Source organism: Desulfotomaculum sp. (genome assembly GCF_982386235.1).
The window spans coordinates 22,769-37,774 of record NZ_CEVWQM010000026.1 but is presented as its reverse complement, the minus strand read 5'-3'; the positions used below and the strand labels follow the sequence as shown (position 1 = coordinate 37,774).

Here is a 15,006-nt window from a genome sequence, read left to right as displayed (position 1 = left end):
AAGGAAAATGAACCAATGAACTAGAATATTTTGTTAATTTTTATATATTTAGGCTGGAAAGGATGTTTAACTTGGACTTGGATAAAAAGGTCAGTTATAAAAATCTTAATCGTAAACTGTTCATCCCGTTATTCTTATTTATTTTAGTTGAACTTGTCGTCACCATGGGTTTTATGGGTCGACTGGAAATGAATATTTATGATGCCTGGTTTCGGCTAAAGGGTCAGCAACAGCCGGGGGAGCAGGTTGTTGTTGTGGCCGTTGATGAGGCTTCAATTAATAAAATAGGTCCCCTGGCCTGGCCTCGATCGGTACACGCCAAGCTTCTGGATAAGATAAAGGAGGCCAAGGTGGTTGGCTTTGATATGGTCTTTGACTCACCCAGTTCGGCTGCCGAAGACCAGGCCTTTGCAGAGTCAATTACCCGTCATGGCAAGGTGGTTTTGGCCGGTTCATTTACCTATGCCAAGGATGATCTTGGTCATCTGGAGCAAAGACTTTTGACACCACATCCATATTTTATGTCTGCCGGATTAGCTGGACTCGGGTTTGCTAATACACCCACTGACCCAGATCAAGTGATCCGCAGGGCAACCCTGGTAGATGTCAATACCTTTGATATACCCTTTCCGTCCTTTGGCATGGCCGTGGCCCTGGTGGCCCAGGACATTGACCCCCAGGATGTCAAACTTGCCAACAATCAGCTTATGGTTGGCAAAAACACCATACCCATTGATAACGCCAACCGGGCCCTAGTAAATTTCTGGGGTCCTCGTGGGGCCTTCACCACCATTAGCTACGCGGATGTATTGGAGGGGAAAGTTGCCGCATCCTTTTTCAAGGATAAAATCGTCTTGATCGGTGATACCACAGCAATGGGTCATGATGAATGGCCTACACCTTTTACCACCACCAACATGGTGTTAAGTGGTTCCCTGCCAACACCGGGAGTGGAGATCCATGCTTCCACTGTAAATAGTTTTATGACAAACAGTTGGTTCCGGCAAACTTCACCCTTTATTAATATTATTTTTCTTGCCCTCGCTGGTTTCGCCACCTCTTTCCTAGTGGCCGGCCGCGGACCCTGGAAGGGTCTATTGGGTACATTATTTTTAGTGGCTATTGCGGTGGCCGTTGTATTTCTGTCATGGCAGGCCCATTGGTGGGTTAATTTAGCCGCTCCCATTGTTTTGATATTTTTAACCTACGCCGCAACCACCGCCACAGACTTTATGCAGGCTGAAATGGCCCGCCGCAAAACCAAGGCTATGTTTAGCCGCTACCTGTCCCCGGATGTGGTCAATGAGTTAATGCAAAGCCCCGATCAAGTATCCCTCGGGGGGAAACGGCAGGAGCTTACCATTATGTTTTGTGACATCCGGGGCTTTACTGCCTATAGCGAAGGAAAGGCCCCGGAAGAGGTGGTAAGCCGCTTAAATGAATACCTCACAGCCATCACCCATGTTATTTTTCGCCATGGGGGTATGCTGGATAAATACCTGGGTGACGGTTTGATGGCGATTTTTGGCGCGCCGGTCTTTTATGAGGATCATATTGAGCGAGCCATCCGGGCCTCAGTGGAAATTCAAGAAGCCATTGGCAACCTCAATCAAAAGTGGACTGCCCAGGGCGCCCCTGCATTAAATGTGGGGGTAGGTATTAACTCCGGCAGTGTGCTGGTGGGCAATGTCGGCAGTCCCGAGCGCATGGATTATACGGTGATCGGCGAAGATGTCAACCTGGCCTCTCGGGTGGAGGGCTTGACGAAGAATTTTGCTACTTTGATTGTGATTAGTGAGAGGTCAGTGCAAAAACTGCCCGATAGCTGTGAGCTTAGATCGTCGTTGGAGTTCCTGGGTCAGGCGGAAGTGAAGGGGTTCACGCTTCCCATTGGTGTTTACACGGTAGTTCCCCATGCCGCAAGCGGCACTGGCAGAGAATGAAAGCTTCGTGTCATCAAGCAGGCCCAACTCCCCTGGGGGATTTTATAAAGCTCCCTCTCCGAGGGGGTGGCGGCGAAGCTGACGGGGGGAGTTGCCACGCAGGGTTCAGCCTCTATAGGGGTAATCTGTTTAAAGCAAAAGGTGTCAATAACCCCATCCCCTTGTCACCCTTAGTGCAAAAGAAGGTTTCCAGCTTGGCCGGAAACCTTCTTTTGGTTATTGCATTTGGTTATATAATCTGTGAAGCATCACAATGGCCTGGGCTCTGGTGGCATTGGCCTGGGGCATAAAGGTACCATTTGGGAACCCCCCGATGAGGTTTAATTGGGCTGATTGAGAAATTCCTGCCACCGCCCAAGGGGATACTGTATCTTTATCGCTAAAGGTTAATTCCTTTGCTACTGGGAAAGTTTTTCCTTTATACTCCATAGCCCGCACAAGCATCACAGCCATTTGTTCCCGTGTGATATTTTCGTTAGGGGCAATTTTATCAGACGTTAAGCCTTTAATCAAACCTGCCTGATAAGCCGTGGCCAGCGGTGCATAGTACCAATCCCCGGCCTTGACATCCGTGAAATTCAGAGCTGCATCGAACTCTGGCATAGCTAGAATGCGGACCAGAAAGGCAGCAAATTGAGCCCTGGTAATGTTGGCTTCGGGGGCAAATCTACCATCGCCTACCCCACCGGCAAAACCCTTTTCTGCCATAAATGTAATGTTCTCGTTGGCCCAGTGATTGGCAATATCACGAAAGGCCGAGGTGTTAACTAGTGCCTTAACCTTATTCACTTCCATCACAGCATATTTGCTGAAATGGTCCGTTTCAAAGGTAATGGTGCCGTTAACTGGATCATACTTGCCGCCCATATCCTGCCAGGTTTTTGTCTGTTCGTTATAGTAACCGACAGCTAACCGACCATCCACCGCTAAGCTCCTGGCGTTTTGCGGCACAGGCAAGGTTACCTGGACTTTACCATTCAATTGTTTAATATTCTTTGAACTGCCATCTTCAAGAACAGCACTGGCAGACAACTCAAAGACTTCACCGGCAATACGGAATAATCCACCACGGTTAGCCTGGTTAATCGCTTCCTGGGCGTCTCTGGCAGCCACGGCATTTGCTGACAACTGCACCTGTGTAATATTCTCCGATCGCAGTTCTGGAACCTGTAATACACTGGGGCCAATGGTCATGGTTATATTGTTGACCTTTGTTTCCAGTGGTTTCCCGGTGGCCTGGATGTCTTTAAATTGACTAGCGGATAAGACTATACTACTTTCTCCGGCAGGAGCCTGAACCGTTACTTTTCCCGTTTGGGCAGCACGGCTTATGGCATCCTTTATTGTATTGTCACTGATTGGCGATGCAGGCTCATTCTTAGGCGATGCCCCACCGCCGCCTCCACCACCGGCTGGTGGTGTGGTAGAGGTTTCGTTAATGGTTATGGAAAAACTTTGGTTGGCCTGCTTATTATTCTTGTCAGATACTGCAATGGTAAAGGTATATGTTCCTACATTGGTAGGGATACCACTCAGGTTACCCTCCGCAAATAAAGTTAATCCTGTTGGTAATTGACCTGCCTTTAAATTGAAACGATAAGGACTTATCCCACCAGTAGCATTAAATTTATAATTGTAAGACTGTCCTATCTTGCCCGCAGGTGGGCCGGCATTCTCCAAAGCTAAAGCAGGCGGATCAACTGGCGGTTTTTCATCCGATAAGTCTACTGTTAAGTCCACCCTTTTGTCATCGCCGCTTTTCCAGTTAATTGTTTGGTCTGCATATTTACCATTGACCTTAAAACTTACAACCTTACTACTTGTAGTTCCCGGGACATCTAACTTTATTCCTGAGTCGGAACCATACATGCCATTTGTGATTTCAATCGAACTACAGAATACTCCATCAATATAGGCTTCCACCGTACCGGACTGAACTGCACTCCCTCCGCTGGTTTTAATACTTCCCCAGTAAGTCGCAGGTAACGGAGGCGGGGAACTGGCCCCAAGGGCCGGTACCCCGCACTGGAGAAGCATGGCTACCAAAGCGATCAGACACATTGCCCTTTGCACATGCTTCATTTATTATTCCTCCTGTCAAAACAAGTTGTTTTTACTTTAACTAATAGTTATTGTTGTTATAAACCGGTGTAGAACTAAATCCTGGTAACTCACCTGGTTCTTTCATGTAAACCCAGTAGCCCCGACCAGCCTCCATGCACTTTACATCTGAACCAATTAGACCAGTTAAAAGGAGCTCTAGGTCGCCTGCTAAACCTGAGTTAGGCGGAACATAGTTCCAGGCATATTGACTGGCTAATGAGGGACTTACCACCTGACTATACTTATCCTTGATATTGATCAAGACCTTATAGGTTGGCATTATCCCTTTACCGTAATGCATATTTAAAGCCGATTCATAGTAGTCTTCGTGCGCAGGTATAGCCGGACTAACTAAGTTCCAGCCGGTGATTAGCTGACGAGTTGGTGGCGGATTAATCGCTTTAGAAGCGTAGAAATGAGCAGCCGACCAACCCTTCATCTTAATAAAGATGGCCTCCTGGGGTTCAAAGAGAAACTCGGGATCTGTTGCAGTTGCTTCTGTTCCCTGCTTGACACGCCAAACATTACCGTCTCGATAAATTTGTTGCCACCTAGCTTGGACTTCATTGTATTTAAAGGCACTACTGATATAGGAGATATCTTCAACTACCTGATCCATGGTGTTGCGACCACTTTCCAAGGCAATGGGTGTGGAAAGGGTATTCCAGCCACGCTCTAGTTCCGTAGAGAAATATGCAAAATCCGCTACTTCAACAGTCACATCGCCGGTTGCATCATATTGCCCATCAGCATCTGCTGCACTGATAGTGAAATTCCCGTCATCCTCAGGACCCTCTAGGTATACTTGAACACCATGGTTCCATGCAGGGATGGTAATACTATCTATAAAACTGGCATCTTCTTTCCATTCATAGAATTTACCACCTGATAGGTTGACATTAATGTCATGGTCAACCATGGCTGGGTGCCCTTCGGCATCGGTAAGCACCACTATAATTGGCTTGCGTTCTTCGCGTTCAATATAGTTTTCTTTATAGGGGAATATTATCTGTAACTTTTCGGGAACTAGCACATTAATATCAAAGGTAGCCTCACCAAAGTTAGGAGCTATAGCCTTAATTTTAGCTGAACCATTGCCGCTGGCAACAAAGTAGAGTGAAACTATACTGGTGTTTTCATCAATTGTAACCTGTGTGATAGGGTCAACATCGTCATTATAGTATTTATTACTATAGAAGTTACCATAAACTGACCCTGAGACAGCTTCTGCCTTTAAATCCAAAGTTAAGGAAGAATCAAGTTCTTTCTGGTTGCCGTACTCATCAAATACTGTAATTTCCACAGGGAAAATCATTCCTGAAAGTAAATTGTGCTGAACATTTCCCAGTGAATCAATCCGCCAGTGTTCCGTGCCATTCGCAATGTCTAGGCGGGGATTATCCCCATCCCAATTATAGGTGGTATAAGATTGGTGATCAAAGACCTTGAGATCCAGAGACTGTGCCACGGCAGGAGCAACATATACATAGATAGGAATATAATAGTTTGGAGAGATTTCTGTGCTAATGGTAGTAGAGTACCAATCATTGTCATTAGGAGCGTATGTTTTACGAGTATCACAATAGTACAGATCTACCGAATCACTACCTGCCTTTATTACCACTTCTTCAACGGGATCTTCTCCCTTAGCATTATCAATAACCTCATAGAAATTACCAGTGTTATTAAACGCCCTCAGTTTAACAACCAAATCAGTTTGCTGTTTAACCGGGTTATTATTTTGATCAAAGGCTGTTAAAGTTATTCTCTCCGCCTTACCTGCTGTTGTAAAAAGACTTTGTCTTAGATAACCTTCGCTGTCTGAAAGCAACACATTTACTGCATCTGCCGCCAGGGCTGTTATTGTTGTCTCAGCATTGCCGTATCCCCAGTTATAGGGCTCTTCATCATCTGAAAATCCTGCATTAATTTTATGTGTTGCTATTTTTGTGGGCTTGTAAAATAATTCTATACTTGATTTACCCTGGGGGATCATACTGGACATATCCCAATAACCAACCCCATTGCCATCTACAGCACGTTCAAAAAACTCTCCTTGTTTATCCGTGGTCACATCTATTTCTATGTCACGGGGCGTTACAAAAGGGTTCCCTTTACTGTCTGTAAGTGTAACCGTTAGCTTAGTGCGAAGGTTATATTCAATTTCATTTGGCAAAGGGGTAATAATTAACTCTGGTGCATTAATATATACATCTACTGGTCCAAAGTATGAGTCTATGCTACCATCCACGCGATTAATACTAATACTATTTGCAAACTGTTGACTCCCCGCGTATTCAGGGTTTGTACATCCCTTTATAATAAAGATTACGGCACCAGGATCAACATCCTGATTAATTGGAAGTATCAGTGTATTGTTTTCAATAGACCCTTCAATGGAATACACCTGTTCATTCACAGTCATTTCCAGCGAATCTAGGTCTATCGCATTTATATCAAAAAGATTGTCATTGATTTCTAAATAAAAGCTGTCACCAGTACTAAGACCGTTACGTATGCCAATTTCCAAAATATAGTCAGACTGGACACAAACAGTGGGGTTTTCTGCTTCCACTCCGGCACCGGTAATATTAGGCTGATCAGCCTGGGCCGGCATTGCCAATGCCAGTATTAACAACAGTGTCAAAACCAGCCAGAGGGCTGGTTTGCCACCTCGTTTGAGTAACCCGCTCATCTCTCTTCCTCCTTACAATTAGACATATCCTTAATTATTTAAGCAGTTAACCAATTGACATCCCACCCCCAATACGGATACCGACTCTTTATGAAAGATTGATCGTTAGATTGATCTCTCTTTCAGCTCCACTGGTAAAGTTACATGTTTCTACCGCTTGCACAAAACTATAATTTGGTAACCTAACCCAGAACTCAATCATTGTTCCCTCAGCAACACCCTGTACATCAAGTTTGGCTGTGTTGCCATAAAGGTTATCCGTATCTGTTATGACACTGGACATAGCTTGTCCACCAACTCTAGCTTCAACCACTGTTCCCGGTCCTGCGACACCGGAAACACCAATAACATTGATAGTTCCGTAATATACTGAAGGCAGCGCAGGGACCGAACCTCGGAAATTGAAGGTGGTTTTGTTACTGATCAAATTGACTACTGGTTTAATCCAGACATCAAGTCCTGCACTCTGTTTTACATCCGGCATGTAGAAAGTTATCTCATTATCGGCCCAGGTTTTTACATTTCCATCCTCCACACTAGTTCCGGCAATAACTACCTTGCCTTTTTCAATGCCAAAGTTGCTGCCCTCAATGGTTACCAGCGTATTGGCTTTGCCAGAGGTTGGTGTTATAGAAATAATGCTGGCCTGTTTCCCAGAAACGATTACCTTGACCTCTGCCTTAAGATTGTTCGTGTTAACAACTCCGTTGGGTAAGACTAAGGTTCCTGTAAATAAATAGGTTCCTGTTTTCGTTCCATCATAGGAAGGATTCCCTTGGTTCCAATTTACAGTTAAGCTTTGGGTTAAACCATTACTTAGGGTCACTCGTACTTGATTTGGCAAACTCACATGGGCAAGTGATGTGCCGTGTGGTACGGATATATCACTTATAGAACTTATTTGCTGAAGGAGTATAGTTTCTGGTTCCAGAACAATAACTTTTATACTGGCCTTAAGTCCATTGGGGTTGGTAACTCCTGTTGGTAAGCTTAACATTCCTTCAAAAACATAAGTTCCACTAACATCACTTTTATAAGCACCCTGATTCCAGGTTACACCCAGGCTACGTGTAGTGCTGTTACTTAAACTAGCTTCCACCTGGGTGGGTAGTCCAATATTGGCAATAGGAGTACCATAGGCCACAACTTTGTCGTCAGGTGTTTTGATGCCAGTGATTGAATATGTGGTGATTCCTCCCCCGCCGCCTGTACTAGGAGGTGTTGGCTGGCTAGGCTTGGTGGGTGTAACAGTATCCTTAATACTGTCTGGTACTTTCCCCTGGTTCGCCTTCGTTAGTGCTTCCACCACTTTGTTTAGGGTACTTTGTGGCTGAGTTGGTGACGGAACAGGTTGTTGAGGCTGCACTGGTGGTTGTGCCGGCTGTAGTGTTGGAGTAGCTGGTGGTGGAGGTGGGGCATTCTGTTCTCTGTTGGCATCAATTGCCTTGGCCCTTTCCACAACCCACTGAGCTAGGTTAACCCATTGTCTGGTTTCTGCTTGGGTCATAGGTGCCGGTGGAGCAGGCGGTTGTGCAGCGTTAGCTACTTCGGTGCTTTGGCCTGGGAACAGGTTTACGGTTTGACCGGCTGCTGTTACTTGCCCTTCCCCTTCTAACAGATTAGTCCTAGAACGTCCATCCCTAGACACCAAGTTCTCCCAGAAGGTACCCCGAATGGCGCATACTGACCAGGGCATGTCCACCTGAACACGGACCTTTTTGGCCTGGGCCTGCTGGTACCAGGGTAAATTTTGGTTGTTTGTTTCTGTCCCGGACACGGCACTTTCTTGGGCCTTTGCTACTAAACTGGCTAGTCTTTTCTTTAAATCCTCTTCATTTGCACTGGCTACCCTTGGGTAATTGGCTAAACCAGTGGTAATGACTTGGTTGCTTTGCTCTATCTGGGTATCCTCCCGGGTGGCTAGGGCCCCAAAGATATTTCCCTGTTTAAGATCCAAAGCCAACCAATCTACGGCAACACCCTGGGTACCAGTGCGTGTAACGTAGACACGCCCCCTGGCTTCTTTTAAATCTAACTCACTATTTTCCATCAGACGTAAGCCGGTGCCATCAGGAAATGTGATTTCTGCATCACTGCCCGCTGGAATTTTAACCATTTCTCCTGATCCTATGGAGGTTGAGCCTGTTATCTCAGTTGCTTTGCCACTGCCATTAATTACCGTAACAGTTCCCTTCAGCACCGTTAACTTACCTTTCAAATCTGTACGATACAGGTTTGGGTCCTGGGTCAATAAAACTCCCAGTACCCGAGCCAAATCACCTCGGGTGAGCGGTGCATCAGGCAGAAACTGTTTTTTGTCCGCAGACAGTCCTACCATGCCAGCCGCTAATCCTACGGCTACGGGACGGGCTGCCCAGTGATTAGGCCCCAGATCTTCCAGGACAGGTAGTGCTACCTGGGGATCTGGCTGTTTTGATAGCCGTAAAAACAGGGTTACACCTTCGGCCCTGGTAAGAAATGCATTGGGGCGAAAGGTATTATCCGGATAACCGCTAATTAGACCTGCTGCTGCTGCAGCTTCAATACTGGCCGCTGCCCAGTGATTGGCGTTTACATCCACAAACTGCGGTGCCGCGGCCACGGCATTAACTTTAACAGACCGCACCATTAATGCGGCAGCTTCCGCACGGGTTAAACCAGCATTGGGCCGAAAGGTTCCATCGGGAAAACCTTTGATTAATCCCTGGTTGGCTAGGTAGTTGATATACAATGTGTTATTATAGTCAGGGCTTACATCTGAAAATAGAGAGTTATTCCCCGAAGTACTTGCGAAAGCTGTTAAACTACCAATGAAGATCAAAGAAACCAATAATCCGCTTAAAATCGACATCCTCGTAATATTTTTCACAATTTCTCCCTCGCTCACGGTTACTCACTGCTTCTATTCAGTTTTTTAGGTCGTCTATATATCTGCAGAACCTTATTAATTCTAGGCATATAACACCTCCCAACGTAACCTTTATTCTATGGCCTATGACAAAGGTCTTAAAACAAATAAAGTGAGGAAATATTCTAACACTTTTGTTTTTATTCCTGCTTTTTGTAATATTTGTTTTTCGACATTATCCTCCATAATTACGACATACGGCACAAAATCAAATTAATGCTATGGCCAAAAATAAAACTATTTGTCAAAAAATGCCAAAAAACACTCTCGTTCTATAGCAAGAGTGTTTTTTGGCATTCCTTACCTAGTTAGCCCCTTATGGGAAAATGGATAAGGACGTTGGTTCCTGCGGGGCCAGTTTCTACTTGAATATAGGCATTATGTCTGTCAGCAATACTGTAGCAGACAGCCAAACCCAATCCGGTGCCCTGATCTTTGGTACTAAAGAAGGGTGTTCCCATCTTTTCAAGTACCTCCGGCTTAATGAACTCCCCCTGATCTTGTATGGCTAAAATAATTTCTGCATTCTGCTTAAATGTTTTTATAGTTAACACTCCACCAGTTGGCATAGCTTCCAAACCATTTTGGGATAGATTCATAATCAGCTTAGTAATTTCTTGCTTATTTAAAACCAGGTTTGGAATAACGTCCAATTCAAAGATCACATTTATGTTAAAACTACGGGCTTTAGCTATAATTTGCGGCGATAAGTCTTGTAGGATAACATTTAAGTTATGCAATCTCAAATCCCCTACAATTGTTGGGTCCAATAAAAGTGCTTCAGTAATAATAAAATTTACTCTATCCAGTTCTTTAATCATTATGTCAAAATCCCTCTCTAAATTGGAATGTTCCTTTTTTTTCATAAGCAATTGCAGCAGCCCCCGAACGGTAGTCATCGGATTGCGAATTTCATGGGCAATTCCCGCCGTTAGCTCCCCTGTTAACTTTATTCTTTCTAAATTTTTGTTATGCTTTATTAAGTCTTTATACTGCATCTTATCTTCCATGATTCTCGTTAAGTTAAATTTAACATTACCATTCATAATCATACTCAAAGTTCCCTCCAAATATTGTAAATAATACCTAATCATATTTTCAATGTGAAACATTGTCAAGTATTTTGATTTCATTATGAAACAACAGATTGAATTAGAAAAACCCCCGATTATAATTTATTCGAGGTGTATTGTGTGGGGATTTTCAGAAAAAGAATGAGGCAATTAAGAGAAAGTCAAAATCTTACCCAGCAGGCCTTGGCCGAAGCCTTAAATGTTGGCAAGTCTGCCATTGCTCTATATGAGACAGAAAAGCGTCAGCCTGACCCGGATACTTTAAAAAAACTAGCTCAATTTTTTGGTTGCAGTATTGATTATTTGCTGGGGCTTAGCAATGACTACAGAAGCGATATTTCCGTTAGTTCAACTTTCCCCACCTTACCAGAGGACATGCAGTCCTTTGTGTCAGACAGGAATAATCATAAACTGATTAAGTTAATCCAAACCATTAAAGCCGAAGGTTATTCTAACGAGGTCATTGAAGAATGGCTACTCTCTTTGAGCAACACTCTTAATTTAATCAAGAGTTCCTATCAACTTGATAAAGTTCCAGCGACTGACGATAAGTTGTTGGTGCAAGAAATGAAAGAAAAATACAAGAAATAATTACGAAGACTGGCCTATTAATCAAAAAAGCACTTCATCCTGTGGGAAGTGCTTTTTTGACGTGCTTTGTGGGGATTCGATCTTTGAGGTGGTCTGGGGGTCTGACCCCCTCAAAAAAAGAAAAGCACCTCATCCAAAGAGATGAAGTGCTTTTTCGACATTTTTTACCGGGGTCTTACTGGGGTTTGACCCCTGCTTCTGCCCGTAAAATCTCAGCCTTATCGGTCCGCTCCCAGGGGAGGTCGAGATCCGGACGGCCGAAGTGGCCGTAGGCGGCGGTTTGTTTGTAAATGGGGCGACGCAGGTCCAGGGACTTGATGATGCCAGCGGGACGCAGGTCGAAGTTTTTGTTGATTAGGTCGCTAATAACCTCGTCGCTGACTGCACCGGTACCAAAGGTTTGCACCCTCACGGAAACTGGGCGGGCTACGCCGATGGCGTAGGCCAGTTGTACTTCGCATCTCTTAGCAAGACCAGCGGCCACTACGTTTTTGGCCACGTAACGGGCAGCATAGGCTGCGGAGCGGTCCACCTTGGTGGGATCTTTGCCGGAGAAGGCGCCGCCGCCGTGACGGGCCCGGCCGCCGTAGGTATCCACAATAATTTTACGCCCGGTGAGACCGGCGTCGCCGTGGGGTCCGCCGATGACGAAGCGGCCGGTGGGGTTGATCAAGAAACGAGTTTTCTCATCAACTAATTCGGCCGGCAGTACAGGTAGGGCTACTTTTTCTATCATATCCTGCCGAATGGTTTCCAGTTTAACTTCTGGATGGTGTTGGGTGGAAATGACTATTGTGTCAATCCGGGCAGGTTTGTCGTCTTCGTATTCCACTGTAACCTGGGTTTTACCATCGGGACGTAAATAGTCCAGCAGACCAGACTTACGAACCTCTGCCAAACGACGGGCTATGGTATGGGCCAGGGAGATGGGCAGGGGCATTAATTCTGGTGTTTCATCGGTGGCATAACCAAACATCATGCCTTGGTCACCGGCACCAATGGCCTCAATTTCTGCCTCGCTTATTTCACCTGTTTTAGCTTCCAGGGCCTTGTCTACACCCATGGCAATATCCGGGGATTGTTCATCGATAGCCGTTAGCACTGCACAGGTGTCCCCATCAAAACCGTATTTAGCACGGGTATAGCCAATTTCTAAGACCGTCTCCCGCACAACTTTGGGGATATCTACATAGCACTGGCAGGATATTTCTCCTCCCACCAGTACGAGTCCGGTAGTGACAAAGGTTTCACAGGCTACCCGGGCCAGCGGATCTCTGGCCAGAATAGAGTCTAAGATAGCATCCGAAATTTGGTCGGCCACTTTATCTGGATGGCCTTCAGTTACGGATTCAGAAGTAAAAAGTTTTCTGCTCAATGGAATACCTCCCTCTATAACTTTTCCCGCTCCCATCAAAAATAAACAAACCCCTCCGGAACGGAGAGGTTATATTTTCCCAGCCTTCCTCAATCACCTCATCTGTCAGGAATAAACTTCCCGCAGGACTTGGCACCTTACGTGAGGTTGCCGGGTTTCATCGGGCCAGTCCCTCCACCTCTCTTGATGAGCACGAACATTAGCAAAATTGCCAGATTAATTTTAGCAAAGCAGACACATTGTGTCAAATAAAATCTATTAAACTTAGTGTTATCCTAAGAGATAACGCAAAATGACATAGGTGATGGTTTAAAACCTAAAGCCCATTGCCGCCATTTTCGGTATGAGAACTATCCATGGGCTGTAACTCCACCAGCACCGTGTCAACACCAAATTTTTTAACTTGGTTCCAGGGAATTACCATATCCCGCCCAGACCTTACCAGACCAAAATAGCGTCGGGGAGCCTCCAGCACAATGGCCACTACACTGCCTGTTTCCGGGTCTATATGCAGGTCCTTCACCGGACCCAGTTTAGCTCCATCGTTTAAGTTAACAATATCTTTAGCAGATAGCTGGGTTGCTTTAATCATAGCTAGCACCTCCTAGCCCTATGCTATGCGCTAACAGATGCATTGGTGCGTCAACTTAATCCCGGGAGGTGCGTAATTTGCTAAGAAATTTTCCCGCATAGCGGGTGATCATCTTGGCCTCATCCATACGCAATAGGAAAACCGCCAATACAAAGACCAGTAGGGCCGCCGCAATGCTGGCTCCCACTTGAACCGCCAAACCCAATGTGCCATAGGCAGCAAAGACACCAGCCCCGGTGGCATTTACACCCCAAGCCACAGCCGCCATGGCCGTGGTGGCTAAGGCAGTTTGCCAGAGAAAAGTTAGGGCACTGGCATTCCACAGGCCGGGAATCCTTTTATTAAGAAACCAAGTCAACATCACGGTGTTAATTAGGGAAGCAATGGAATTGGCCAGGGCCAAACCGCCGTGCTTCAAGGGACCAATCAGCAAGAGACTAAAGGCCAGGTTTATTGCCACGGTGACAGCCATTAATTTAACCGGTGTTCTTGTATCCTGCTGGGCGTAAAAGGCCCTGGTTAAGATAATGTTGGCTGCCTGTCCAACCAGCCCGATGCCATAGAAAAACAGGGCCATGGCTGTCATTTCGGTGGCCCTGGGGCCAAATTGACCGTGTTCAAAGAGCAGTTTAATTACCGGGGTGGCCAGTACCATCAGGCCCACACCGGCAGGTAAGGCAAAGAGGATTACCATGCGAATGGCCCGCAGCACGGTTTCCGCCAGTTCCTGCTGTTTACCCTGGGCTGCCAAGGTGGTAATGGTTGGATAAAAGGCGGTACCAATGGCCAGGACAAAAAAGGTAATGGGCATTAGAATAATGCGGTTGGCGTAGTTTAAGGCTGAAATACTGCCTTCTGCCAGGCCTGAGGCCAAGACCCGGTCAATGATCAGGTAAATCTGATTGAGTGAGGTTCCGATGGCCACCGGCATAACCAGATAGAGAACCTTCTTGACGCCGGGATGATGACGATCCAAGGTAAAGCGGAACGTAAAACCAACTTTTTTCAGCTTGGGCACCTGCATCAATGCCGCCAGCACAAAACCCAAGACCGTTCCGGCGGCCAAGCCATCAATACCATAAATACCACCCAGGGTCAGGGCAGAAATGATAATGGTCAAGTTGGTCACGCTAACACTAAGGGCAGGGATGCCAAAAACCTGATTGGCATTGAGCAGCCCTTGGAAGACGGTGGATAGGCCATAAAATACCAGAATCGGCAACATAATTACCGTTAGGCGGCTGGCTAAACTGGCGGTTTCTGCGCTTAGGCCAGGGGCGGTCAATTTAACCAATAGGGGGGCCGCAAAGATGCCGCCAACGGTAACGATGGTGAAGATAATTATGACCATGGTAATTACTGTGTTAAAGAGTCGCCAAGCCTCTTCCCTTTGACCTTTGGCAACATATTCGCTAAATACCGGTACCACAACGGTGGCCAATGCTCCAATGACAATGGCGAAAACCGCATTGGGAATATTGTAAGCCACCACGTAGGCATCGGTAACATTGGTGGCACCAAACATATAAGCTATGACCTGCTCCCGCACAAATCCTAAAATCCGTGAGAGTAGGTTTATGACCGCCACCACCAGGGTGGCCCGGGCAATCATCTTTCCAGTGGACAAAATACAAAACCTCCCGCGTCATAAATACAACAAGAGTAGTATATTCTACTTCCCCTCCCCATATCCTGCAGTCTTCGACAAACAGGGGAATAAAAAAGA

Annotated in this window: 9 protein-coding genes and 1 riboswitch; of the genes, 2 read left to right on the top strand and 7 right to left on the bottom strand. The window is 45.9% G+C overall.

All coding sequences use genetic code 11. The features are described 5' to 3' along the window. Positions 1 to 71: 71 nt before the first annotated feature. Positions 72 to 1,943, top strand: a complete 1,872-nt coding sequence (locus AC1U9Z_RS14325) for a CHASE2 domain-containing protein (protein ID WP_479958099.1) — start codon at positions 72 to 74, stop codon at positions 1,941 to 1,943. A gap of 216 nt (positions 1,944 to 2,159) precedes the next feature. On the opposite strand, the gene AC1U9Z_RS14320 is transcribed toward AC1U9Z_RS14325, so the two are convergent. From AC1U9Z_RS14320 to AC1U9Z_RS14305, 4 genes are all read right to left on the bottom strand, one after another. Next, positions 2,160 to 4,025: an S-layer homology domain-containing protein gene (locus AC1U9Z_RS14320; RefSeq protein WP_479958098.1), complete on the bottom strand. Its 1,866-nt coding sequence runs from the start codon at positions 4,023 to 4,025 to the stop codon at positions 2,160 to 2,162. Positions 4,026 to 4,065: 40 nt separating this feature from the next. Next, positions 4,066 to 6,741, bottom strand: a complete 2,676-nt coding sequence (locus AC1U9Z_RS14315; RefSeq protein WP_479958097.1) for a hypothetical protein — start codon at positions 6,739 to 6,741, stop codon at positions 4,066 to 4,068. A gap of 88 nt (positions 6,742 to 6,829) precedes the next feature. Continuing rightward, entirely contained in the window at positions 6,830 to 9,610 is a 2,781-nt protein-coding gene (locus tag AC1U9Z_RS14310) for an S-layer homology domain-containing protein (RefSeq protein WP_479958096.1), read from the bottom strand. Between the two features lie 347 nt (positions 9,611 to 9,957). Further along, positions 9,958 to 10,701: an ATP-binding protein gene (locus AC1U9Z_RS14305; protein ID WP_479958119.1), complete on the bottom strand. Its 744-nt coding sequence runs from the start codon at positions 10,699 to 10,701 to the stop codon at positions 9,958 to 9,960. 162 nt (positions 10,702 to 10,863) lie between these two features. Between AC1U9Z_RS14305 and AC1U9Z_RS14300 the strand changes: the two genes are divergently transcribed. After that, a complete protein-coding gene (locus AC1U9Z_RS14300; RefSeq protein WP_479958095.1) occupies positions 10,864 to 11,313 on the top strand; it encodes a helix-turn-helix domain-containing protein in 450 nt (149 codons plus the stop codon). A 175-nt stretch (positions 11,314 to 11,488) separates the two neighbouring features. Here the strand turns inward: AC1U9Z_RS14300 and metK are convergent, their stop codons facing one another. The 3 genes from metK to murJ form a co-directional block, all read right to left on the bottom strand. Further along, complete coding sequence (gene metK, locus AC1U9Z_RS14295; protein ID WP_479958093.1) at positions 11,489 to 12,688, bottom strand: methionine adenosyltransferase; 1,200 nt, start codon at positions 12,686 to 12,688, stop codon at positions 11,489 to 11,491. Positions 12,689 to 12,783: 95 nt separating this feature from the next. After that, positions 12,784 to 12,881: riboswitch (SAM riboswitch) on the bottom strand. 123 nt (positions 12,882 to 13,004) lie between these two features. After that, complete coding sequence (locus tag AC1U9Z_RS14290; RefSeq protein ID WP_479958091.1) at positions 13,005 to 13,280, bottom strand: YlmC/YmxH family sporulation protein; 276 nt, start codon at positions 13,278 to 13,280, stop codon at positions 13,005 to 13,007. Between the two features lie 55 nt (positions 13,281 to 13,335). Continuing rightward, positions 13,336 to 14,907 carry a murein biosynthesis integral membrane protein MurJ gene (murJ, locus tag AC1U9Z_RS14285; protein WP_479958089.1) on the bottom strand — a complete coding sequence of 524 codons (1,572 nt, stop codon included), beginning with the start codon at positions 14,905 to 14,907 and terminating at the stop codon, positions 13,336 to 13,338. Between the last annotated feature and the right edge of the window lie 99 nt (positions 14,908 to 15,006).